The organism is Microcystis sp. M_QC_C_20170808_M3Col, from assembly GCF_007095505.1.
Taxonomy (GTDB): Bacteria; Cyanobacteriota; Cyanobacteriia; order Cyanobacteriales; family Microcystaceae; genus Microcystis.
The window spans coordinates 1-23,493 of the sequence record NZ_SFBY01000391.1 but is presented as its reverse complement, the minus strand read 5'-3'; the positions used below and the strand labels follow the sequence as shown (position 1 = coordinate 23,493).

The 23,493-nt window shown below is 43.2% G+C and carries 19 protein-coding genes and 1 pseudogene; 15 read left to right on the top strand and 5 right to left on the bottom strand.

Going from position 1 to position 23,493, the window contains the following annotated elements; all coding sequences use genetic code 11:
* The 5 genes and pseudogenes from EWV84_RS18075 to dnaG form a co-directional block, all read left to right on the top strand.
* Window positions 1-269, top strand: a pseudogene (locus EWV84_RS18075) (IS1 family transposase); the annotation flags it as partial.
* Window positions 270-509: 240 nt separating this feature from the next.
* Window positions 510-1,076: a photosystem I assembly protein Ycf4 gene (locus EWV84_RS18070; protein WP_286825872.1), complete on the top strand. Its 567-nt coding sequence runs from the start codon at window positions 510-512 to the stop codon at window positions 1,074-1,076.
* 28 nt (window positions 1,077-1,104) lie between these two features.
* Window positions 1,105-1,842, top strand: coding sequence for a peptidylprolyl isomerase (locus tag EWV84_RS18065; protein ID WP_287079142.1), 738 nt, complete (start codon window positions 1,105-1,107; stop codon window positions 1,840-1,842).
* Window positions 1,843-2,046: 204 nt separating this feature from the next.
* Complete coding sequence (locus EWV84_RS18060; protein WP_287079141.1) at window positions 2,047-3,171, top strand: beta-ketoacyl-ACP synthase; 1,125 nt, start codon at window positions 2,047-2,049, stop codon at window positions 3,169-3,171.
* A 475-nt stretch (window positions 3,172-3,646) separates the two neighbouring features.
* A complete protein-coding gene (gene dnaG, locus EWV84_RS18055) occupies window positions 3,647-5,527 on the top strand; it encodes a DNA primase (protein ID WP_287079140.1) in 1,881 nt (626 codons plus the stop codon).
* Between the two features lie 241 nt (window positions 5,528-5,768).
* Here the strand turns inward: dnaG and EWV84_RS18050 are convergent, their stop codons facing one another.
* The 5 genes from EWV84_RS18050 to EWV84_RS18030 form a co-directional block, all read right to left on the bottom strand.
* The gene (locus EWV84_RS18050) at window positions 5,769-7,007 is read right to left on the bottom strand and encodes a glycosyltransferase family protein (RefSeq protein WP_287079139.1); all 1,239 of its coding nucleotides are present in this window, start codon (window positions 7,005-7,007) and stop codon (window positions 5,769-5,771) included.
* Between the two features lie 268 nt (window positions 7,008-7,275).
* Window positions 7,276-8,436, bottom strand: coding sequence for a nucleotidyltransferase family protein (locus tag EWV84_RS18045; protein WP_286825877.1), 1,161 nt, complete (start codon window positions 8,434-8,436; stop codon window positions 7,276-7,278).
* A 520-nt stretch (window positions 8,437-8,956) separates the two neighbouring features.
* Window positions 8,957-9,604 (bottom strand): hypothetical protein, encoded by a 648-nt coding sequence (locus tag EWV84_RS18040; protein WP_287079138.1) that lies wholly within the window; start codon window positions 9,602-9,604, stop codon window positions 8,957-8,959.
* A 459-nt stretch (window positions 9,605-10,063) separates the two neighbouring features.
* The gene (locus EWV84_RS18035; RefSeq protein WP_287079136.1) at window positions 10,064-11,269 is read right to left on the bottom strand and encodes an RNA-guided endonuclease InsQ/TnpB family protein; all 1,206 of its coding nucleotides are present in this window, start codon (window positions 11,267-11,269) and stop codon (window positions 10,064-10,066) included.
* Window positions 11,270-11,479: 210 nt separating this feature from the next.
* On the bottom strand, window positions 11,480-11,770 hold the full coding sequence (locus tag EWV84_RS18030) for a small RNA NsiR4-regulated ssr1528 family protein (RefSeq protein ID WP_002732452.1): 291 nt from the start codon (window positions 11,768-11,770) through the stop codon (window positions 11,480-11,482).
* Between the two features lie 20 nt (window positions 11,771-11,790).
* Here EWV84_RS18030 and EWV84_RS18025 point away from each other — a divergent pair, with 20 nt between their 5' ends.
* The 10 genes from EWV84_RS18025 to EWV84_RS17980 all read left to right on the top strand — a co-directional run bounded on the left by EWV84_RS18025 (window position 11,791) and on the right by EWV84_RS17980 (window position 23,371).
* Window positions 11,791-12,279 carry a BlaI/MecI/CopY family transcriptional regulator gene (locus EWV84_RS18025; RefSeq protein ID WP_287079135.1) on the top strand — a complete coding sequence of 163 codons (489 nt, stop codon included), beginning with the start codon at window positions 11,791-11,793 and terminating at the stop codon, window positions 12,277-12,279.
* The gene (locus tag EWV84_RS18020; RefSeq protein WP_287079133.1) at window positions 12,279-13,127 is read left to right on the top strand and encodes a M56 family metallopeptidase; all 849 of its coding nucleotides are present in this window, start codon (window positions 12,279-12,281) and stop codon (window positions 13,125-13,127) included. The genes EWV84_RS18025 and EWV84_RS18020 overlap by 1 nt, the downstream gene beginning before the upstream one ends.
* Window positions 13,128-13,129: 2 nt before the next feature.
* Window positions 13,130-13,597, top strand: a complete 468-nt coding sequence (bcp, locus tag EWV84_RS18015) for a thioredoxin-dependent thiol peroxidase (RefSeq protein WP_287079132.1) — start codon at window positions 13,130-13,132, stop codon at window positions 13,595-13,597.
* Between the two features lie 156 nt (window positions 13,598-13,753).
* Entirely contained in the window at window positions 13,754-14,551 is a 798-nt protein-coding gene (gene rpsB / locus EWV84_RS18010; RefSeq protein WP_043997933.1) for a 30S ribosomal protein S2, read from the top strand.
* Window positions 14,552-14,667: 116 nt separating this feature from the next.
* On the top strand, window positions 14,668-15,423 hold the full coding sequence (tsf, locus tag EWV84_RS18005) for a translation elongation factor Ts (protein WP_287079130.1): 756 nt from the start codon (window positions 14,668-14,670) through the stop codon (window positions 15,421-15,423).
* A 562-nt stretch (window positions 15,424-15,985) separates the two neighbouring features.
* Window positions 15,986-17,041, top strand: coding sequence for an early set domain-containing protein (locus EWV84_RS18000; RefSeq protein ID WP_287079128.1), 1,056 nt, complete (start codon window positions 15,986-15,988; stop codon window positions 17,039-17,041).
* Window positions 17,042-17,118: 77 nt separating this feature from the next.
* Window positions 17,119-19,014 carry a GMC oxidoreductase gene (locus EWV84_RS17995; protein WP_287079126.1) on the top strand — a complete coding sequence of 632 codons (1,896 nt, stop codon included), beginning with the start codon at window positions 17,119-17,121 and terminating at the stop codon, window positions 19,012-19,014.
* On the top strand, window positions 19,014-20,150 hold the full coding sequence (locus EWV84_RS17990; protein WP_287079125.1) for a cupin domain-containing protein: 1,137 nt from the start codon (window positions 19,014-19,016) through the stop codon (window positions 20,148-20,150). The genes EWV84_RS17995 and EWV84_RS17990 overlap by 1 nt, the downstream gene beginning before the upstream one ends.
* 52 nt (window positions 20,151-20,202) lie before the next feature.
* On the top strand, window positions 20,203-21,462 hold the full coding sequence (locus EWV84_RS17985; RefSeq protein ID WP_287079124.1) for a cupin domain-containing protein: 1,260 nt from the start codon (window positions 20,203-20,205) through the stop codon (window positions 21,460-21,462).
* An 88-nt stretch (window positions 21,463-21,550) separates the two neighbouring features.
* The gene (locus EWV84_RS17980; protein ID WP_287079122.1) at window positions 21,551-23,371 is read left to right on the top strand and encodes an alpha-amylase family glycosyl hydrolase; all 1,821 of its coding nucleotides are present in this window, start codon (window positions 21,551-21,553) and stop codon (window positions 23,369-23,371) included.
* The last annotated feature ends 122 nt before the right edge of the window (window positions 23,372-23,493 follow it).

The following is a 23,493-nucleotide window of genomic DNA, read 5'->3' as shown; positions in this document are numbered from 1 at the left end:
TATAAGACAGTAATTCCCAGTAAACGTCATCGACCGGTTGGTCAAGAAACTGGTCAAACTAATCATATTGAAAGATTAAATAATACCTTTCGACAAAGGATTTCTCGACTGGTGAGACAGAGTCTATCTTTCTCTAAAAAAATGGAGAATCACGTTGGAGAACCCTTTGGTATTTTATCCATGACTACAATGCACAGCAAAGCAAAGGATTAAGCCACCATAACTACTACCGAATCACCACCGGATTTAGTATTACACTTCATCTTTAGGAGCAACGCTGTATTTATTCCTTTCCAAGTCAACCTTTTATTGGTAATAACTTTTCTGGAAGGTTATCACCTTTTCTGGAAGGCAATCGCCGGTACAGAGTACCCTTGATCTTAATCAGAGAAAAAGTGTATGAGTTATTTTGGCGGCATTCCGCTCCAAATCAACACCCTAGGTCGGGGTGGGGGAAGTGGGGAGAAAAAAGCTGGTAAAATAACTCTAGGCAACCTTAAAAAGAATTCATGAAAGCGCAAACAACAAGTAAAGATAGCCTGATCCTACGGCAAGAAGTAGTGGGTTCCCGTCGCCCTAGTAACTATTTTTGGGCTGTAATCGTCTCTATTGGCGGTCTAGGGTTTCTCCTCGCCGGTCTTTCCAGTTATTTGAAGGTCAATCTACTTCTCGTTAGCGATACCAGTTCCTTACAATTTATTCCCCAAGGAGTCGCCCTCCTCTTTTACGGTACTGCGGGGACTCTTTTAGCCATCTATCTCTGGTTATCTCTCCTCTGGAATGTCGGAGGTGGTTACAACGAGTTTAACAAGGAAACCGGCAAAGTTAAAATCTTTCGTTGGGGCTACCCTGGCAAAAATCGTCGCATTGATCTCGATTGGCCTCTCGAAGATGTGCAAGCTGTGCGGGCCGAAGTGCGAGAAGGACTCAACCCGAAACGGGAACTATTCCTGCGGATTAAACAGCGTCGCGATATCCCTTTAACTCGCGTCGGCGATCCTATGTCCCTCTCGGAATTGGAAAATCAAGGAGCGCAACTCGCTCGTTTTCTGGAAATTCCTCTAGAGGGATTGTAGGCCTTTTTTCGCTCTTTTTGGCTATAAAATGATGAAGATAAGAAAATCTTGCTGGCTGTCTCTAGTTTGTGTTTTTTTAATCACAACGACGACACTTTTCGGCTGTTCTTCCCCGGAAGCTAATTCCACCCCCGATAATTCTAGTATCACCCAAACCTCTCAACCTGCCAGTTCGGGCAGTGTCAACATGGATAATTACAAACCCCGCTTAGATGGAACTGCCGTCGTCGAGATGATAATCAAAGGTAAACCAGTAACGATCGAAATTGATGGCAATGCAGCCCCAATTACTGCCGGTAACTTTGTGGATCTGGTGGGGAGAGGTTTTTATAATGGTTTAACTTTCCATCGCGTGGTTAAGGAACCGCAGCCTTTTGTCGCCCAAGGTGGTGATCCCCAAGGTCGCGGAACTGGTGGTTTTGTTGATCCAGAAACCAAGCAATCCCGTTATGTTCCCCTGGAAATTCTCCTTAAAGACGAAAAAGAGCCGATTTATGGGAAATCAATCGGTCAACAGGCCACGGCGCGCACTCCCATCGTCGCTTTACCCCATAAACGCGGTGCGATCGCGATGGCCCGTTCTCAACAACCTAATTCCGCTTCTTCTCAGTTTTATTTTGCCCTGTCGGATATCAATTTCCTCGATGGTGATTATGCCGTTTTTGGTTATGTAACTGAGGGAATGGAAGTGATCGATACGATCAAACAAGGGGATAAAATTGACTCGGCTAAAGTTATTTCCGGTGCAGAAAATCTGAAAAAATAGCGATCGGTTAGGGTGGATCCGTGCGAGGATAATTTAATCTTCGCCGTCACCCACCAAATCATTAGACCTCTTGCAAAAATCAAAAATCTTCCGTTAGGTGAGCAGACTCCGAGACTCCGCGACAACTATCCTACCTTTGCAGGAGGTGTAATATTCTGATAACTGATAACTGATACCTGATAACTGATAACTGATAACTGATAAATGAATGTTGTGGTGACGGGAATTGGGTTGATCAGTTCTCTGGGAAATTTAAGTCAGAGTTGGCAAAGATTACTAGAGGGCAAAACTGGTATAACTAGGCAACAACCCTTTTCTGATTTACCCGCATTACCCCTGGGTTTAATCGGTCACAAACCGGCATTTTTAGAGGATTTAACCAAAATTGCCCTGATTGCTGCCCTTGAAGACGCTCAATTAACCCCTCCCTTAAAGGATTGTGCTGTCACTATCGGTTCTAGTCGCGGTTGTCAGGGTTTATGGGAACAGATGGCAGCGACGGGAATAGTAGAAAACTGGTTAGATAGTTTACCCGATCGCGCCTCGGTATTGACCGCTAGATTGATAGAAACCGGCGCCCCAGTGTTAGCACCCATGGCGGCCTGTGCCACAGGTATCTGGTCGCTCGCGCAGGGTGTAGAATTAATCAAAATGGGAGAATGCGATCGAGTTTTAGCCGGGGCGATCGAAACCCCGATCACTCCCTTAACTTTGGTGGGATTTGAACAGATTGGAGCTTTGGCGAAAACGGGCTGTTATCCTTTTGATAGAGCTAGGGAGGGCTTGGTTTTGGGCGAAGCTGGGGCGATTTTAGTCCTTGAATCCGAAGAACTGGCTTTAAGCAGAAATGCCCCCATCTACGGGCAAATTTTGGGCTATGGTTTTACCTGCGATGCCGATCATGTCAGCGCCCCGGCGATTAATAATCGTAGTGCTACCAAAGCCATAGAACTATGTTTGCACAGAAGTCAATTAAGAAAAGATGAAATTAATTACATTCACGCCCACGGCACTAGCACGCGTTTAAACGATGAACGGGAGGCAAACCTGATCGCTAACATTTTTGGCTCGCAAGTGGCTGTAAGCTCGACAAAAGGGGCAACAGGACACACTTTAGGGGCTTCGGGGGCATTAGGCGTGGCTTTTTGTTTAATGGCCCTGAAAAATCAGCTAATTCCCCCCTGTGTCGGTGTGCGCGAGTCGCCTTTTCAGTTAAATTTAACTAGATCGGCTGTTAATTTTTCCCTGCACAATTGTCTCTGTCTTAATTTCGGTTTCGGAGGACAAAATGCAGCCATCGCAGTGGGGAAGTTTTTCAGTGATCAGTAAACAGTAATCAGTGATCAGTAATCAGTGATCAGTAATCAGTAATCAGTGACGGGAGCATCTCACCTTTGTAACCCCTAAATCAGGTTTTATGTCAAGCTATTTTGAAAGCCTTGCTAGAAACCAGTTTTAGGGACAAGTATAATAATTACTCGCTTGCATAAATGAGATGCTCCCTCAGGGACCATTTCTTTCCCTGCCGGTCTCTGCATTTCTTTTTAACAAAACTTAACAATTATGGGCGAAATTTTGCTGGCTTTTGTCGGGAGATTTTGAGATAATATTTTTAAAAGATTTTATTCATAATGGTAATATTTGAACTCAAAAAAAATTGCACGGATTCCCATTATGAGAAAAGCATAGCACAAGCCGCCGCCAAAGTCAAGTCCTTTCTTATTACTTATGGGTGCGAATTTCCAGGAGTCAAAAAGGGCCTTAGTGGGGGTGCTAACTATAGACTGATTACTGATAACTGATTATGGATACACCGCGACTACATCCGGATACGATCGAAGAAGTTAAACAAAGAATTGATATTGTGGATTTAATTTCCGAGAGAGTCGTCCTCAAAAAAAGGGGACGGGAATACGTCGGTTTATGTCCTTTTCACGAGGAAAAATCCCCCAGTTTTACAGTTAGTCCTGCCAAACAAATGTATTACTGTTTTGGCTGTGGTGCGGGGGGAAACGGGATTAAATTTCTTATGGAAGTGGGAAAACAATCTTTTAGTGAGGTGGTTTTCGATCTCGCTAGAAGGTATCAAATCCCGATTAAAACTCTAGCAGTAGAACAGCGTCAGGAATTAGAACAGAAATTATCCCTCAAGGAACAATTATACGAAATAATGGCCGTGGCGGTGAGTTTTTATCAACACGCCCTTAGTCAACCTCAAGGGGAAAAAGCGTTAGATTATCTCAAAGTACAACGACAATTAACTGCGGAAACTATCGCTAATTTTCAACTGGGGTATTCTCCGGAAGGTTGGGAAACTCTCTATCGTTATTTAGTGGAACAAAAGCGCTATCCTGTGGCTTTAGTGGAACAAGCAGGATTAATTAAAGCGCGTCAAAATGGTAGCGGTTATTACGATCAATTTCGAGATCGTTTGATGATTCCTATTTTTGATAGTCAAGGACGAGCGATCGCTTTTGGTAGTCGCACTTTAGGTAATGAGCAGCCAAAGTATCTAAATTCTCCCGATACTCCTCTATTTGAAAAGGGAAAAACTCTCTTTGCGCTCGATCGAGCTAAACAGGCAATTATTCATCAAGATTTAGCCATAGTTGTGGAGGGTTATTTTGATGCGATCGCTCTCCATGCTGCCGGTATTACTAATGTAGTTGCCTGTTTAGGAACAGCCTTAAGTCAAGAGCAAATTAAATTACTTTTGCGCTACAGTGAAAGTAAACAAATAATCTTTAATTTTGATGCCGATCAAGCAGGAATTAAAGCGACACAACGAGCGATCGAGGAAATTAACTCCCTAGTTTATTCAGGACAAGTTAACCTAAAAATCCTCAATCTTCCTGACGGGAAAGATGCCGATGAATTTCTTAAATCCCATACTGACGGGGTGAATAGTTATCGAGAACTAATCGAAAAATCTCCTTTTTGGATTGATTGGCAAATCTCGCAAATGTTGGTCAATAAAGATTTAAAACAGGGACTAAATTTTCAACAAGTGTCTAGTAGTATGGTGAATTTACTGCAAAAGTTAATCGATAGCAATCAACGCACTTTTTATCTAGATTATTGTGCTGAAATTTTGGCTCAAAAAGATGCGACTCGTTTGCCTTATGTTTTCAAAAATCTCTCCAAACAGGTTAATAAACCTCTGGGAAAATCCTCAGCAATTAAGAGGAAAAATATTTTAGATAAATCCGAAAAAAATGGCTCAGAAACAGCCGAATGGTTGCTATTATTAATCTATCTGCATCGCTCTGAATATCGGGAAATGATTTTAGAATCTTTGGATGAAAAAGATTTAATTTTTAATCTCCCTGATTATCGTTGGTTATGGCAAGTAATTCTAGAGCTAGAAACCCAAATTACTAACCCAAGAGATTTGATGTCAGCTTTACAGAATCATTTATTGATGATAACTACAGACAAAAATCGTGATTTTAATTCTTTATTTCACCTAAGCGAACACACCAGTCAAGCAGTATTTCAACCAGAAGAACAAATTAAAGATGCTATTATAGCTATGGAAAAAATTAGTTTAATGGAATATCGTCGCTACTGTCAAGAACAATTAATTAATGCTCTCGACAGCAATCAACGGGAATTTTATCAGCAGGAATTTTATCAAACTGTTAATAAATTAATCGAAATTGATCCTCACTACCAACAAGCTTAATTTTCTAATTGATTAAAAACTAAGTAGGGTTTGCTGAATAAAGCTAAAAACCTTGTTGGATAAGACTTTTAGACTTTTTGAAAATCAAAAAGTGCCAGTACTTGGAGTGATCGGGGAGAAAATTCAGGTACTTTTTCCCTGAAAATTAGGTAGTTGACCACCTGAAAATCGGTAAAACCCTACACCCCACACCCCACACCCTGTCCCCACTAAAAGACTTTTTGCCGCAAACCCTAATTGATTATAAACTAGACAGTTGTTCTGCAATAATAGATACTAACTTATCCACTGCTCCCGCTTGCCCGCGTACTGAACGCAATTTTTGCCGGATAGCCTCTAATTGTTCGGGATTTTCTAACCAAGATATAGCTATATTTGCCACTTCTTCTGGTTGTAATTCCCCCAATAATTCCGGAACAATTTCGGCACTGGCCCAAATATTTGGCCAGGCATATAAACGCTTTTTCCGCAACATATAGAGATTAATTATCTTAGCAAATAAAGAACCCACCCCCGGCAGTTGGGCTAATAAACCGGGTAAACCGTCCCAAGTCCGCATCGCGTCTAGTTGCTGAGTCGGTAGTAAAATAATCATCGGGATTGCCAGCGCCCCTAATTCAGCAGTATTAGCACCCACCGTCGTTAAAGCTAAATGACAGCGAGAAAGCTGATTATGAGCGGGAAAAGCGGTAATTAGGTCAACTTTTACCCCCTTAGCTGTTTCTAGATAGGGTTTTTCACCGTTTTTTAATTTGGCAGCACTCCAACCAGTTTTATTAATCATCGGATTATAGCTAGGATCGGCAAATTTCGCCAAATAAGCTAAATTTATGGTAGGAGCAACGGGAATTAAGAATTTAGTCTGGGGATTGTGTGCGTGTATCTTTTCAGCAATGGCTAAGGTTAGGGGTACACCCTGAGCTAATTTCGAGGGTTTGGAACCGGGGAGGAGCGCGATTAAGGTAGCGTCATCAGGGGTGATAGCAGTGGGCAAATCCACCATTAAATCGCCGATAACAGTAAATTTATGCTGATATTGTTGGGGAATATTATTCAATACACTTGTATTCATCACGGCAAAGCGATCGATCCCCCGATACCAACGCGCTTCCCATTCCGCATAGATAACGGTGCGATAACCCAAACGTTTACCGATGGTGAGGGCAAAAAATTGATCGCCCCCTAAAAATAAAACGATGCCCTTGGGGTGCCAATCCCAATTATCGGCGGTTTTTCCCCAGAAAAGAAAATTAAAGAAGTTTTCTGGCGACTGGACTCGATCGACCTCCGGATATTTCCTAACTACTTCCGTTTCCGCCCCCATAGAATGAGTACAAGGGGAAAGAATCACCGAAATCCGCAACAGCGATCGATCTTCTGTTAAGTTTTGTCGCAATCTCTTGACAACTGGACGCACCCATGTAGATATTTCTCCCGGACCATTAGAGAGAATGAGCAGATCAACAGGAGAATCAAACATGATAAGTAGTCGTGCAAAATTAATTTCCTAGTGAAGAACCTTTTGGAACTTAAAAAGTACTGGATATGGCAGTGATCGGGGGGAAATTTAGGCACTTTTTCCCTGAAAATTAGGTAATTGGCCACCTCAAAACTGGTAAAACCCCACACCCCACACCCTACCCCCACCGAAAAACTTTTTGCCGCAAACCCTAGTTAGATATGTGTAATTAATTTTGCGCGCGGTACTTATCAAGTAAAAAGTAAAAAGTTCCCTGTTGGGGTGTTGCCTACTTGCCATTGAATAAAGAACGAATTGCCTGATGTTTAGGGTGATCAAATTCTGGGGGAACCTTGCGGGTATCGGTAATCAACCAATCCAAGGCTGCCGCTTCCACATCGATCGCCGCGCCGGTTTTATCAACACAATAGCGCCCAAAGACCAACTTATCCACCAAACGCGCCCCTGAACCGAGGCGAGAATATTCAAAAATAACGCTATTATCCACCGTCGCGCCGCCACAAATCCAACAATTTGGGCCAATCATACTCGGACCGACAATTTTCGCCCCGTCTTCAATGCGCGTCATTGCCCCGATATACACAGGTCCGGTGATATCGACTCGATCCCAGTTTACCCCCACATTTAAGCCCGTGTAGATGCCCGGTTTGACTTCGATGCCGGGGATAGCAACATTTTTAATTTTCCGGGATAACACCCCGCGAATTGCCTGCCAGTAGTCGGGGACTTTGCCGATATCCACCCATTCAAAATCCATGTTTAAAGCGTAGAAAGGGGCAGCTTTAGCGACTAATTCGGGGAATAACTCGCCCCCGATGTCGTATTTACTATTAGGGGGAATAAAATCAATGATTTCTGGTTCAAAAATATAGATACCCGTGTTAATGCAGGTACTTAAAGCTTCATCGATGGCCGGTTTTTCTTGGAAACTGAGAATCCTTCCCTCCTCGTCGCTAACTACCACCCCATAACTGGATACTTCCTCTCTGGGGACGGTTTTGGTGACAATAGTGGCGATCGCTCCCTTTTCGCGATGCCATTTAACGGCTGCGGTTAAATCGAGATCGATCAGAGCATCACCACAGAGAACCACAAAAGTATCGTCAAAAAAGGGATTAAAATCTTGAATTCGTCGTAAACCACCCGCCGATCCTAGGGCATCACCGATTAACTCGCCCTCTTCGATTCTACCCTCGAAAGAATAGCCGATATGCACCCCAAAACGCTGACCATCGCGGAAATAACTCTCAATTTCTTCGGCTAAATGACTAACATTGACCATGATCTGATCAAAGCCATGCTGTCGCAACAGTTCCAACAAAAACTCCATCACCGGCTTTTGTAAAATCGGGATCAGGGGTTTGGGAATCGTATGGGTAATCGGACGGACGCGAGTTCCTTTGCCAGCCGCCAAAATCATGGCTTTCATCGATGTTTATTTCCTTTTGCGATCGAGGTTTGTAGTTAAATCATGCCTAGTGTATCATTACCGGCTCGGAATCAGTGGTTATCGATCCTCTTGGGGGTACCTCGAAAAATAGATTTACTTCAGCATTGCACCGCCTGAAACCCTGATGAAAGCTTGGTTTATTCTCAATTAGTGCGAAGATTTTCTCAATAAGTCCAATTGATCGAGCTACCCCTTAGTAATTGATAACGGAAAAAAGTGAGAGATTTAACCCAGATTACACTGATGGACAAAATTAACCAATCAACTTTGCTGTAACTCATACTACTCAGTCCTCTAGGCTAAGATGATCAAAAAAACGCAAGTTTTTAAATTGATGGGACAAAAAAGTGGCTCTTCTCGACTTTGTGTGATCATTTTTGCTTATATGCTTACTGGGAAAGACTTTTAGGACTATTTTGCCGAAGAAACTATCACTATAGGCCTCGTTTCCACACAGAAACCAGAAGAGCCGGTGTTCTAGGGAAAAGTTAATTGATATCTAGCTGTTTTTTGGGTGGGGGAATGCTTTTTGGCACTGTTCTGGGGTAACTTCGTTATTTTCTATAGGATATCGTATCGAGAAAAGTTTATTGATATTACCTTCTTGACTGAGATTGTATTGTGGAGAAACTTTGAATCTAAAACACTGCTCTTTTTTATCTTTTTCTCCAAAAGTACTGATCAAAACTTTCCCTATATATGTAGTGCCTTCTTCTAATTTAAAAGAGTTATGTAAATATAAAAAAGAAGCTGAATAATACTCTCTCTTTCCTAAGGGAATTGCCGTGAGCAAATAATAATCATATTTAGTTTCTAAGTCAGCCTGAGTAAATTTAGTTATATCTTTTAGTTTTTCAAACCTTCCAGCGGCGGCAAATGTTGATATAGGCGTTTTTTCTTGATCGATTTTAAGGAACAACTTTGAGCTTTGAAAAGCCCGGATTTTATTGCCATCATTATAAATGACAAAAGATAGCAATATCTTGTCACCATGATGACCAGATATAACCTTAGATGTTCTGACATATCCAATTCTTGAAGGCGGATACATTTTTATATCACCCGGATATAATTCGGAAAAATACCAAGTAGCCACAGAAAAACCAAGAGCTACCAGAGAGATAAAAAAAGAAAATAAATTCAACATTTGGCTCTTCTCGACTTTGGGTGATCATTTTTTCTTATGGAATGTCAAATGCTTACTGGGCAACACTTTTAGGACTATTTTGCCGAAGAAACTATCAGTATAGACCTCGTTTCCACACAGAGACCAGAATAGCCAAAAAAGTTTAATTTTAGGCAATAACCAAGACGTTATGTCTAGGCTACCTCGAAAAATCGAATTTTGAGGGACGGAGCGCCTTGTTAGTTCTTGAAAATAATTCCCTCTTCATCAATGTAGATCAAGGAGATTTCCTCGACCAACACTTTGTTAACAAAATCTTTTATTCGAGGTGTCCTTGAGCATTAGATCAACCTAGACTCCTTGCCTAATTTCCCCAACAATCCGGTTAACCCCAAGAAGTCTAGGCGAAAAATGGTGAGCAAAAATTTGACTACTTGAGATATTGACACTCCCGTCGCGCTCATGCGAGGGATTCTTGGTTCACTGACTCAAGTTGTCTTGACAGGTATTGCTACCAACCAAGATAGAGCTTAAATCTCCCCAAGCGTTTAGGTCTGACGACCAGCTTCCGATATGCCCTATCGTAGCTTTTTTGAGTATATTTAATGCCGCCATCTTGTCCCTATCTTCTATATACCCACACAAACAAACATGAGTTCTAACTGATAGAGACTTTTGGATTAACCGACCACAATTAAGGCATTCTTGACTTGTATAGGCTGGATTAACTGCAATAGTTAATCGGCCGTATTTAATACCAAAATACTCTATCCATTTTCTTAATTGCGACCAACCCGCATCATTAATACTCTTAGCTAGTTTTCGATTACGCACAAGGTTCTTGACTTTTAAATCTTCATAAGCTATCAAGTCGTTTGACTGAATTAAACGGAGTGCCAATTTTTTAGCAAACTCTTCTCGTTGCCTACTTACTTTTAAATGTCCCTTAGCGTACTTTTGACTAGCTTTTTTGTAGTTATTAGACTGCTTTTTGTTCTTTCTAAACTTTTTAGACTTTCTTCTATTCAGTTTATTAAGACGCTTCTCTGCTTTTCGATAATACTTAGGAGGCTCTACTGTATTCCCGTTACTGTCAGCATAAAGATATTTTAGTCCCATGTCTAATCCTACGCAATGACCCGTCGATTCTGATTGTGGGGTTATATCTCTAGCATCGAGTTTTAGCATTAACTGGCAATAATATCCATCAGCCCTTTTAACTATTCTTATCCGTTGAATTTGCCATTCTTGAAAATAAAACAAGTCTCGACTACCAATTAGTTTTAACTCCCCAATGTTTTTTCCATCAGTGAAAGTTATTCTCTTAGAATTTCGATTAAGTTTCCAACCTGACCTTTTAAACTCAACAGAATGAGTACGTTTAGAGTATTTAGGATATCCTTTTTTACCAGCGATTTGGTTCTTGCAATTGTTATAGAACCTAAGAATAGCAGTCCAAGTCCTACGCCACGCCTGTTGACAAGCTGTAGAGTTAAGGTCTTGAACAAAAGGATATTCACTTCTTAATTGAGTGACATATTTATATACATCCTTTTGTCCTACACCTTTATTGTCTTCCCAATATCTAAGACATTTATTCCGAACAAACTGTACTGTCCGAATAGCCTCATCAATGGCTTGATATTGAGATGGTTTTCCTCTAAGCTTGTACTCCAAAACAAACATTTTGCGTTATCGACCCAACGATCGCAAACTACTCTAGCATACTAAAATTAAATTGGCAACTATAGATTAGAGTTATTTTTAGTCGTGCTCGTGTCACTGAGCCTTTACATTGAGCCTTTACATTGAGCCTGTCGAAATGTGTCGAAGTGCTGTTCTATGCTGGCGGAACCTTTCATCTCCGAGGTGAAACCGAGAGATGAAAAGCCGACATTATAGGTAAAAAGCGATTTCTTTTTCCTTGAGAGGAGCAAAATCGGCGGCTAACAACAGCTGATTTAATTCCTCTTGGGGGATATGTTTGGCCCCGATGCGGACAATTCGCGATCTCATCGTGTTAGAAACCCCGCTTCTTTGTCGTCCTGCTTCCAAACCCATTACCCGGTGATAAAGTTCCAATTTTGCTGGGGGAATGGGGGAACCATCAAAATCAATGCCATTAGCGATCGCCACATCAATGGCATCAGCGCCCGTAGTCGTGGTTAAATTAGTTTCGGTGGACATAAAGACAATATAAAGGATCGTTGCTATTTTATCAGGCGATCGATATCCGCCGCTATGATCAGGAAAGTAATCTTCATTTCTGTGTGACTATGGCTCAATTGCCGACCTATCAACCAAAACAGTTATCCCTGGGCCCCCTGGAAGCGGAAATTCTCAATATTGTCTGGGAATTGGAACCCGTTAGCGTTAAGGATGTCCACGATCGCATTTTAGCGGATCCGGAACGAGATCTGGCCTATACTTCTGTGACTACGGTACTGCGTCGTTTAACTAATAAAGGCTGGTTAAGTTGTTATAAAAAGGGTCGGATTTTATACTGGAAACCGATGGTTTCTAAGGAACAAGCACAGGCAATTAAAGCCTACGAACAATTACATCGTTTTTTGGCTATTGGTAATGCGGATGTGGTGGCTTCTTTTGCCGATAGTCTCGATACTGCTAGTGTCGAACAATTAAAAGCGATTGCGTCTCGTTTAGATACCCTTCGTCAACAACGGGGAGAACGCTAATGCACAGTTTAATGTTATTACTAGCATTAACTATCGCCATTGGTTTACGTTGGTTTCTGCCCAGCTATCAGCGTCGTTGGCAGACAACGCTATTTTTCTTTCTCTTTCCTCCTTTGCTGCTGTTAATGACAGTTATATCGGTGGTTTGTATGGGCTATCGTGGGCAAATGTTGGGTTATAACTCCAGTTTAATTAGTTACTTTAGTGCCATAATTTGGCTAGTTTTTGCTATATTTTGTTTGATAAAAATCTCCTATCAAACTTGGCAAACCCATCGGGATTTTAGCAGTTATCCCCTCAAAAAAATCACCGCTCAGAAGGCGAGAGTTTTAGCGATAGATTTTCCCTACAGTGCCAGAGTTGGCTTCTGGAAGTCGCAATTAATTGTGACGCAAGGATTATTAAATCTCTTAGATAAAGAACATTTACAAGCAGTTTTAGCCCACGAACAAGCTCACCAAGAATATCATGACACTTTCTGGTTTTTCTGGTTAGGTTGGTTGCGATCGATGTCTTCTTGGCTGCCCAATAGCGAAAATTTATGGTTAGAATTAGTCTTCTTGCGGGAATTGCGCGCCGATAAGTACGCTTCCGGACAAGTGGATTATTTACTATTAGCTGAATCGCTGCTTTTAGTGGCAGAAAAAGTTAATCAAGTAGCGGAAATAAATTTCTCCGATAGTTGCTGTGTCGCTCTCAATGATAATTCTTTAAATAATCGTTTATTAGAGAGAATCGATGCTTTAGTCGAGTCAGAAAACCCCGAACTTCCCAGATTTAACTATCAAGTCTGGCTATTGCTTTCCCTCTCCCTCGCTCCTTTCTTACTCTTGCCTTTACACTCCTAAAAATGACCCTAGAAGTTGGACAAAAAGCCCCCGAATTTGCCACCCCAAACCAAAGAGGCGAAATTAGTAAATTAGCAGATTTTGCCGGTCAGTGGTTGGTCTTATATTTTTATCCCAAAGATAACACTCCGGGCTGCACCGCAGAAGCGATCGATTTTACCGCTTTGTCGCCGCAATTTCAGCAATTAAATGCGGTAATTCTGGGAGTTAGTCCCGATTCAGAAAAGTCCCACTGTCGTTTTATTGAAAAACACAATTTAACTATTCAATTATTGAGCGATACCGAGCATCAACTGGCGGAAATTTATCAAGTCTGGGGATTAAAAAAATTTATGGGCAAGGAATATATGGGGATTAGACGCTCCACTTTCCTGATCGACCCTTGGGGAAATATTGCCTATATTTGGTCAAATGTCAAGGTAAAAGCCCATGCAGAAGCGGTTTTGAAAAAACTTGAGGAATTGCAGTAGGAAGCCCTCAGCACCCAATATTTACGGGTATGTAATTGCGCCCTTTCGTGTTAGACTAGAAAAGTTGTCAAAAATCGCACATCTAGGCGATCGGGTGTTTCTAGGAATCTAGAAATCCAGCCCTAGATGGAGGATAAACCCGAAAAGGAGAAAAATATGCCCGTTGTCTCTCTTGCAGAATTGCTAGAGTCTGGGGTTCACTTTGGCCATCAAACGCGCCGTTGGAACCCGAAAATGTCTCAGTACATCTACACTGCCCGGAATGGGGTTCATATCATTGATTTGGTGCAAACTGCCCAATTAATCGAAGAAGCTTACGAATTTGTCCGAGGAGAAGCCGATAGCGGTAAACGCTTTTTATTCATCGGTACGAAACGGCAAGCGGCAGCAATCATTAAACAGGAAGCTTTACGCAGCGGTAGCCACTTCGTTAACCAACGCTGGTTAGGGGGAATGTTAACCAACTGGGAAACCATTCGCGGCCGGGTAGAAAGACTCAAAGAATTAGAAGAATTAGAAAATAGCGGCGCCCTCGATAAACGACCGAAAAAAGAAGCATCGGTACTGCGTCGGGAATTGGGCAAACTGGAAAAATACCTCGGTGGCATTAAAACCATGCGCCGGCTGCCGGATTTAGTCGTCGTAGTCGATCAGCGTCGGGAATACAACGCTATCCAAGAATGCCAAAAATTGGGCATTCCCATCATCTCCCTCTTGGATACTAACTGCGATCCTGACCTGGTAGATGTGCCGATTCCCGCCAACGATGACGCAATTCGCTCAGTTAAACTGATTTTAGGCAAAATTAGCGATGCGATCATCGAAGGTCGTCGCGGTGGTCAAGCAGCGGTGGAAGAATACGAGGAAGACTACGATAATGAAACCGAGTACGAGGAAGAAGGTGATTATTCCCAATACGCCGCCGAATTTGCCAGTGGAGACGACGATAACTAGGGAAAATTAGCTATTGATCGCGGCTAGGTTCGGGGGGAAACTTTCCGAACCTATCGATCAGTAAAACCTGCCCCTCTCGTGGCATGATCAATTATAAGCAGTAGGTTAGGAATTTTATGGCGGAAATTACAGCACAACAGGTTAAAGAACTTAGGGAAAAGACCGGCGCCGGCATGATGGATTGCAAGAGGGCGCTGACGGAAAACGCGGGGGATATAACCAAAGCGATCGAATGGTTGCGTCAAAAAGGGATTACTTCCGCCGAGAAAAAAGCTAGTCGGGTAGCGGCAGAAGGGATGATCGGCAGTTACATCCACACCGGCAGCCGCATCGGTGTTTTAGTGGAAGTGAACTGTGAAACCGATTTTGTGGCCCGTCGCGAGGAGTTCAAAAAATTGGTTAATGACGTGGCGATGCAGATTGCCGCTTGTCCTAACGTCGAATATGTAAAAGTGGCCGATATTCCCGTCGAAATCTCCGCCAAAGAAAAAGAAATTGAGATGGGACGGGACGATTTAGCCAATAAACCCGATAATATCAAAGAAAAAATCGTGGCCGGCCGCATTGAAAAACGTTTGAAAGAACTTTCTCTGCTCGATCAACCCTTTATCCGCGATCAGAACATCAGTATTGACGAATTGCTCAAACAAGCGATCGCTGCTTTAGGAGAAAATATTCAGGTGCGTCGTTTCCAACGCTTTGTACTAGGTGAAGGGATCGAGAAAGAAGAAACGGATTTCGCCGCCGAAGTAGCCGCCCAAATGGGACAAAAAGCCCCGGAACCCGTAGCAGCAGCCCCGCAAGTGGAGGAAAAAGCCCCGGAACCGGCAGCGAAGGATAATCCGCCCGCTAAAGGCAAAAAGAAAAAGTAAGTTAAATGAAGATAAATCCGGTGGGGTGCGAGTTTCGTACCCTTTTTGTCTTCAGGGAAGTGGGGGACCTGATTTATCAGTAATCAGTCAAAAGAAAAAAGAAATTGGCAACCCAGCAATTCTCATTTTGAAACGATTTTGCGTTGTTTCAGCGACCTAGAGATTCGTTAAAGAATTTTAACCCCTCTAGGTGCAAGGGTTTTAATGTCATGAAACCTTAAAATGAGAATTGCTGGTGCGGTAGGAGTAATGTTTGAGGCGGACCGTCTCTCGCACTACGTCTAGGAGTTTGCGGGGTGGGGGAGGGTTCATAACAGAGTACGCTAATCGGCATAACACGCTTATTGTAATATTATACGGAGAACTTCTTGCGATCACTCCACTTGAGAGTAATATACGGAAAGATTCTTGAAAAAGTGCGTATTTAGCGTAGTATAAGGAAAGTTTCCGTATATTATATAGTTAGTCTGCTAAATCTTGGTCGGGGGCATCTTGTTGAATGCCAAAGCAAAAGTAGAAACAAATCCTAGTTAGGAATACAACACTAAAATAAGGTTGGCTTATGCAAACAAGAATCATAAATACAGATCATCAATATGTGTTAAATCACTGTACTAAGTATCTTGCAAGATCGAACCCAGACTTTCGTCATAATTACAATAGTCAATTCAGTGTAGGTGATGCACGGGGGCAGATTTGTGAAGTGTGGCGTTTTCCAATTATTGATAGCTATGTGGACAGAGATGATCAAGAGTCTACCGCCAACTTCAATCGTGTTACCTTCGTCTATTTTTCACTAAATTCTGATTTGCCGAAATTCGTCGGCGTTGTGGGGACTTTTGACAAGCTCTACAGATCTATCCCTCTCAATGAGATCACTTTTCTGGGAGAACCTACTGGTTACTATGCAATAAGCCTTGCTATTCCGAAAGGAGAGGTACATACTTATAAGTTTATTGTAGATGGTCAAGTCATCCTTGATCCTATTAATCCTCAACAAAAAATTCTTGATAACGGTCAAACCTGGTCACAGTTTTTTACTCATTTTAGTACTGAAATTCTTAGCCTACAAACATGGGAAGCGAAACTTTTAGAAAGGATTACCGACCATATTTTGCCTTTCCGGACAGAAGAAGGACAGCGATTTCTGGATTTTTACTATAATTCCTTAGATCGTCAATCTAAAGACAACCAGCTTTTATATGCCTATCGCTTTGATCAGTCAATTGGGGTTGTTAATTTTATCGACAAGCTTCTATCTAAGGAAGAGCGGCACCATTTAGTTGACTACAAAATTTGCCTTGATATTGTTGATAAACTTCTCCGTCAGCGTAATCCTTTTCTTGAACCTGGATTGATGTCAAAGGAAATGTATAGCGAACTCTATGATCAATTGTGGAGTGGCAATGTTCCGGGCTGGGATTACGGTCGCTACAATAATCCAAAATATTTCTTGCAGTTATTACGCCGTCATGCCTTTACAGGCGCATTTTCCCATCCCAAATATGGCGGTAATGCTGGCGGTGCGGGTTGGGCTTATCTCGCTGAGCGTTATCCCTTTAATTGGCGACAAGCTATCGAAGTTCCGTTAGGCACAAATCCAGATTATCGGGGTTGACCCCAGCCAAAAAAATCTTGATTAAACAGAGCAAGGCGATCATCTCTTAGAAACTTAACAACCTTGGGAATAATTTCATGAGTGATTTTGATGTCATTATTATCGGTAGTGGAGCGGGAGGCGCACCGATCGCCTATCGACTAGCTAAAGCCGGCAAATCGGTTTTGGTGTTGGAAAAAGGTCCCCTGTTTCGTCCCCAATACCAAACACAAGACGGACTGAGCGATTTCAAACGTGACGAAATCTACTCAACAGGAGCAGAAAAACGACTACAAATCCCTGAAGTTGCCAATAATAATGCCGCTTACTACTCTAGTCACGTTGAACCGGATATTAACGACGAACCCCATATTTATCGGGAGCGAGACGGGCGGGATCTTGCCACGATTGAAGGCTATACCGCTCAAGTCGTGGGCGGTGGAACCCAACTCTACGGAGCCGTTCATCTTCGCTTTACCCCCCTTGACTTGAAGTTGCGAAGCTTTAACGCAGGGCGCAATGATCTTCGCGAAGATCCTAATGGTGATATTCAGCGTGAGTCCCGTGACTGGCCCATTACCTACGAAGACCTAGAACCCTACTACTGTCAGGTCGAAGAACTGGTCGGTCTCAACGGAACTGCCGAAAACCAACTCAAACCCTTTAGTCAAAATTTCCTGCAAATCCCCCTATCGCCCAATCCTATCAGTGAATTTGCCCGTCAAGGCATGGCGCAACTGGGTCAAAACTATAGCAATCAAGGTCAACCCATACAGCCCTACCGTACCCCTCTCGCCGTCATCACCCAAGATCATGCTCCTAGTGGACGAAAAGTCCCCCAAAACCCAGAAACCATAAAAACCAGCTATGTCAACCGCTACGGCGATCCTTTAGGCTTAAAATCTAGCACTTGGGTATCCCTGCTGAGTCCCATCGAAACCTTACCCAATTTTCAGATCTGGACAAACTGCGTCGTCACCCATCTTGATTGTGATGGCAATCGCATCCATCGCATCTATTTTAAAGATCCGGCAGGGCGAGAAAAGACCTTAGAGGTCAAGCCGGGAGCAGTAGTGATTGTCGCTTGTTCAGCTATTGAGTCAGTGCGTTTATTGAAACTATCGGCTCAAGAAAATCCAGAGTTTGATCGTCGCATCAACCAAAATGATCTCCTCGGCAAGTACTTTCTCACTCACTGTTTTGGCGGTGCAGAAACCATCGTTGTCGGTAACCCACCGCAGTACCCTCCCCGCCAATTTGATAAATCCATCAGCTTGGATAGTGACTGGGCGATCGACTATGCTTCCAGTGAAGCCTTTATCAGGGACAACGGACTATGGGCAGGAGCCGCCATTTACAATAACACCTCCGACCAAGCCCTACCCATCGCTTTGGGACGAACCCACGGCAGCCAAGATCTTGATACTATTTGGAAAACCTTTGATTCTGGTTTTTGGGGATCGATTACAGGACAAAACAACCCAAGGGCTTTGCATGGACAAGGTATGGTGGATTTCTTTAATGAAAACTTTGGGACACGTCTATCGGTCAGCTTTATGGCAAACCAAGTCCCCCTCAAAACGAACCGCATCGAACTGCATCCCTCCGTCAAAGACAAATGGAATCGTCCTGTCGCCTACATCATTAAAGAATGGCACAGCCACGATATATATCTCATGAATGTGATAGCGAAGCAGTGCGAAGAAATTCTGCGGTTAGGGGGGGCAAATCCCGATCCGAATCAGATTGAAGAGGGGGGTATCTATTTAGCCGAAAATGCCCTAGCTCGCATTGCTAACCACATTCTGGGAGGCGCAAGGTTTGGCAATGATCGCGCTGATTCGGTGTTGGATATCCACTGTCGCGCTTGGGACTTTGATAACCTCTATGTCACCGATGGTTCCTTCATGCCCACGGCAGGCGGAGCTAACCCCACCCATACCATTGAAGCCAATGCGTTCCGTATAGCAGACCACCTTTTAGAGAGGCTCTAATGGCTAATCCCCAGTTTAACGATATTTTTACTCGTCCAGAAAACGATATTTTTCACGTCGTTTTCTTTCCTGATCGCATCTATCACGCCCAATACTTGAACGCCACTCGTAGTCCTCGTTACCGTTATAACGTGCAGGAAGTGCGGGGACAACTAGATATCAATGTCCTTAAAGGCGAAGTTTATCTCGATGGTCAGTTTTTCTGTAACTTTTTGCGGATTGAGTATCGAGCCAGTCGCCTAGTTGAACAATCGCGAATCCGCAATCGCTTTATTCGAGAGCAATTGATGGCCTATATCAATCTTCTACCCGAGGATCAAGCTTCGGCAGATGCCCTCATCAAACTGACTTACTGTCCCTGGGTAGATGCCTATCAAGTCGAAATCTGGGAAACCCTAGAACCGCCCCCCAAGGCCAGCCATGATGCAAAAGTTTTAGACATGATGGGTTATCAAGGCTCCATTACCCGCATTCCTGCCTTCGAGTCTGCACTTAAGACTATCAAAAAGCTTAAGCGATTAGAACTTGCCTTTCGCGAAAATGATCGCGATCTGCCGTTTGGATTTACTATCAATAACCCGGGTTGGGACAACAATTTCCGACGCTCCTTCCAAACCCCAAATACCCAGACCCCCAGTTCTGGTCAAAATACCGTCGAGGTTCTCAATTATTTAATTGACTTCCAGCGAGGATGGTATCTTCAGTCCGATCGAACAGATCCGGTTCGTTACCTCAATGCCATGATGAACGATGGCGATCCAGAACGAGCTAACGACAACATCATAGAAATGCGTTGGCTGTTACAGCGTGAATTTGGGAGTTCCGTTGTTTTCTTCCACGAAGTGACCATTCCCCCCGGCAAGGTTGAAGGTACTCACCAGCACATTGGCTCAGAAGAACTCTATTACGTCGTGCAGGGAGAAGGGATTGCCTATATGGGAGTGGATGACGATCCCCAAACAGAAGGTTTCCCTACCGTTATCCGTAATATCTTTGGGATTGGTCCTAAGGACTGTAAGGAGTTGCCAGTAAAAGCGGGAAGCATTATTTTTACCAAGAGCGGAGGTATTCATGGTATCCGTAACCCCAGTGCAGAGCCGCTAAAATTTGTCGCCTTCCTCTACCACAGCAGTTAGGTTGATTTGACCAGTTATCTCGACGAAAACGTGATTTAAGCCCCTACTTATTATGTTTATTGTTCATTCCGATCAGGTCTTTCGCGTTGAGCCAAATACAGTTCCCGACTACAAAAATAATAATCCTCTGTTGCGGGTGATGAGTTTAATCCAAAAAACTCAGCTAGCGGCAGAACGGGAGCATTATCTTCAAGACAGCCTACAGTACCTCTTTCCCTACGATTACCTAGAGCTTTATGGACCTGCCGCCCCTGATACCGACAACCTCAATCCCAGAACTCAGGATAATAAAAACGACTTCCAAAAGCAAAATATCCGAGACTTCCGAACATCAGATGTCCAGTTGCTGCGGGGATGGGTTGCGGTGGGTGATCGGGTTGTCCCCTGCTTGCGCGTTTCCTACCGAGGGGGTTCAGACTCTCAGCTTTCTCAATTGGCTAACCATCAATTAGGTGACACCCTCAAGCTATGGATTCGAGTGGGATCGGTGGGAGTTTCTTCCCTAATTAATGTGCCTTACAACGAAGAGAGCGATCGCTATGAGGTCGAGTTTTGGGGATATCCAGATAGTAATCTTCGAGATCTTCTGGGGAATAAAGGGAAAGCTGCATTGGATCGGGGGGAGTTGCAAGTCCGAACAGATTTAGTTCATGGGGGTCTTGACAATTTTAGTCGGGATATTGTGGCAAATCAGGATATGCGTCAGGTGGCTCCAACCAGTTCCATGCATCCAGTCTTGCCCCTTCATGTTGAACTCGCTTGGGCTAATTTTGAGCAATCTATATGGGACTCGCAAAATGGAGCCAATTATCACTATGAATTCAATATGATTCAGCGTGGCTGGGATCAATACCTGCAAGTGGGGATTAGTCCTACTCCCCATGGTGGCTTTGGTTTTTTGGAGTTTCGCAATTTACTGTCCAACTATTTTGGTTTTAGAGGTAGTGGCGAACTTTCGCGACAGTTAGAGTGGTGGAATTTAGATGCCTTTGGGCGCAAAGTGTTAGAAGGGCAAGGACAGCGGCAAGAGGATTTCCTTGCGGTTGAATATATGGATTTACACATTCTCAAACCCGACTGTGGCATTGGGCTACATCGCCACCGCGATAATCAGGAGGTATTTTTGATGATGGCGGGGCGAGGGTACATGGTTATCGGAGATTGGTGTAAACTTCCAGCAAGAGAGCGTTGTTTTGAAGTTCGGACGTTAAAGTCAGGGAGTTTAGCCCTGCTTAAAGGGGGCAATTTACATGGTTTGATGAACGCAACAGATGAGGATATTTCCCTCTTTATGTTTGGTGGCTATGATTAACTTTTGGTTTTCGCCATTGAATTATTTTGATGAATCCAACAATAGGGGTTCTCGATAACTATAAATATTTTTTGAGGTTTTAGTGAACATGGTCTCTTCTCAGTCGGGTATGGGCGCAATTCCCTTTACAGGGGGTGTGGCATTTCGGGTATGGGCACCGAATGTTGATGGTGTCAGTGTGGCAGGGGACTTTAATAGCTGGTCTGCTACTACTAATCCTTTAGAGTCAGAAAACAATGGCTATTGGTCAACAGATATTGCCACCGCCACTGTAGGACAGCAGTATAAATTTGTCATTCATGAGGGGACCCGTTCAATCTTTAAAAATGATCCCTATGCTAGAGACGTGGTCAGTTCTGTCGGCAATTCGATTATTGTTGACCCCAGTTTTAACTGGTCTTCCACTGGGTTTTCAATACCTGCTTGGAATGAGCTCGTTATTTACGAAATGCATGTGGGGACTTTTAATGATGATATCGATCCCGGTTTAGGTACTTTTCGCAGTATCAAAGCTCGGCTGCCGGATTTGCAAGCACTGGCAATTAATGCCATTCATGTGATGCCTGCCGCTGAGTTTCCAGGGGATTTATCTTGGGGTTACAATCCGGCTCATCCCTTTGCGATTGAGAGCGTATTTGGTACTCCAACGGACTTTCAGGATTTCGTACAAACAGCCCACAATTTTGGAATTGCCGTCATTATCGACGTGGTTTATAACCATTTTGGTCCCAATGACCTTGATATGTGGCGATTTACCAGTTGGAATCAAAACAATAAAGGCGGCATTTACTTTTATAATGATCACCGAAGCCAAACCCCTTGGGGAGACACCCGACCTGATTATGGGCGCGGGGAAGTGCGTCAATATATCCGGGACAATGTGCTGATGTGGCTGGAGGAGTATCGTTGCGATGGTCTTCGCTTTGACGCAACTGCCTTTATCCGTAATATTTTTGGTAATAATAATGACCCCAGCAATGATATTTCTGATGGCTGGAGTCTCATGCAATGGATCAATACTGAAATTAACAATCGACAGCCTTGGAAGATAACGATTGCTGAAGATATAAGAAACAACGATTGGATCACTAAGGATGTGGGCGCAGGAGGAGCTGGCTTTGATATCCAATGGGCAACAGAGTTTGTGCGCCCAGTTAGAGACGTACTCATAACTCCTAATGATCGAGATCGCAATATGTTTGTAATTCGGGATGCTATCTATCATCGCTACGGAAACAATGCCTTAGAGCGAGTTATTTACACCGAATCTCATGACGAGGTTGCTGCTTCTCTAAATTCCCAGGAAAGACCAGATCACTATCGCTTACCAGAGGCAATTTGGCGAGGTAATGCAGACAGTTGGTTTGCCAGAAAGAGATCGACACTTGGCGCGACACTACTGTTCACTACTCCTGGAATTCCTATGATCTTTCAAGGTCAGGAGTTTTTGGAATGGGGCTGTTGGCGAGACAATATCCCATTAGATTGGCAAAAGAAAAGCAGTTTCAGCGGGATTTGGGATCTTTACCAGTCTTTAATACGCCTTCGACGCAATTGGTTTAATAACACTCGTGGTTTGCGTGGTCAGCATGTCAATGTTTTTCATGTAAATAATAATGATAAAGTGATTGCCTTTCATCGCTGGGAAAATGGCGGGGGTGGGGATGATGTGATTGTGGTGCTTAATTTTAGTGATCGCAATTACGGTAGTTACACTATTGGGCTTCCTCGCGAAGGGACTTGGTATGTTCGCTTTAATAGTGACTGGCAAGGCTTTAGCCCGGATTTTCGCAATTTTGCTGGCTACAATACCACTGCAGGCAGAGCAATTTGGGGAGATACAGATGGACTGACTTATGCGGGGAATGTAGGGATTGGTGCATATAGTGCTCTGATACTTTCACAGTGATTCAATAGAACTCTTGCAAATTAATTATATGTTATAATGATGGGTTAACTAATTTTCCCCAAAAAATTAGTTAATCAGTACATTCGTCCTGAATAAAAACTTGAAGTTTAACTTTTAACTCA

Excerpts from the sequence above, each read along its gene's own strand:
- EWV84_RS17980 (WP_287079122.1), top strand. The coding sequence starts at position 21,551 with ATGGTCTCTTCTCAGTCGGGTATGGGCGCAATTCCCTTTACAGGGGGT.
- EWV84_RS17995 (WP_287079126.1), top strand. The coding sequence starts at position 17,119 with ATGAGTGATTTTGATGTCATTATTATCGGTAGTGGAGCGGGAGGCGCA.
- bcp (WP_287079132.1), top strand. The coding sequence starts at position 13,130 with ATGACCCTAGAAGTTGGACAAAAAGCCCCCGAATTTGCCACCCCAAAC.
- EWV84_RS18030 (WP_002732452.1), bottom strand. The coding sequence starts at position 11,770 with ATGTCCACCGAAACTAATTTAACCACGACTACGGGCGCTGATGCCATT.
- EWV84_RS18045 (WP_286825877.1), bottom strand. The coding sequence starts at position 8,436 with ATGAAAGCCATGATTTTGGCGGCTGGCAAAGGAACTCGCGTCCGTCCG.
- EWV84_RS18035 (WP_287079136.1), bottom strand. The coding sequence starts at position 11,269 with ATGTTTGTTTTGGAGTACAAGCTTAGAGGAAAACCATCTCAATATCAA.
- tsf (WP_287079130.1), top strand. The coding sequence starts at position 14,668 with ATGGCGGAAATTACAGCACAACAGGTTAAAGAACTTAGGGAAAAGACC.
- EWV84_RS18000 (WP_287079128.1), top strand. The coding sequence starts at position 15,986 with ATGCAAACAAGAATCATAAATACAGATCATCAATATGTGTTAAATCAC.
- EWV84_RS18040 (WP_287079138.1), bottom strand. The coding sequence starts at position 9,604 with ATGTTGAATTTATTTTCTTTTTTTATCTCTCTGGTAGCTCTTGGTTTT.
- EWV84_RS18050 (WP_287079139.1), bottom strand. The coding sequence starts at position 7,007 with ATGTTTGATTCTCCTGTTGATCTGCTCATTCTCTCTAATGGTCCGGGA.
- EWV84_RS17990 (WP_287079125.1), top strand. The coding sequence starts at position 19,014 with ATGGCTAATCCCCAGTTTAACGATATTTTTACTCGTCCAGAAAACGAT.
- rpsB (WP_043997933.1), top strand. The coding sequence starts at position 13,754 with ATGCCCGTTGTCTCTCTTGCAGAATTGCTAGAGTCTGGGGTTCACTTT.
- EWV84_RS18070 (WP_286825872.1), top strand. The coding sequence starts at position 510 with ATGAAAGCGCAAACAACAAGTAAAGATAGCCTGATCCTACGGCAAGAA.
- EWV84_RS18060 (WP_287079141.1), top strand. The coding sequence starts at position 2,047 with ATGAATGTTGTGGTGACGGGAATTGGGTTGATCAGTTCTCTGGGAAAT.
- EWV84_RS18020 (WP_287079133.1), top strand. The coding sequence starts at position 12,279 with ATGCACAGTTTAATGTTATTACTAGCATTAACTATCGCCATTGGTTTA.
- EWV84_RS18065 (WP_287079142.1), top strand. The coding sequence starts at position 1,105 with ATGATGAAGATAAGAAAATCTTGCTGGCTGTCTCTAGTTTGTGTTTTT.
- EWV84_RS17985 (WP_287079124.1), top strand. The coding sequence starts at position 20,203 with ATGTTTATTGTTCATTCCGATCAGGTCTTTCGCGTTGAGCCAAATACA.
- dnaG (WP_287079140.1), top strand. The coding sequence starts at position 3,647 with ATGGATACACCGCGACTACATCCGGATACGATCGAAGAAGTTAAACAA.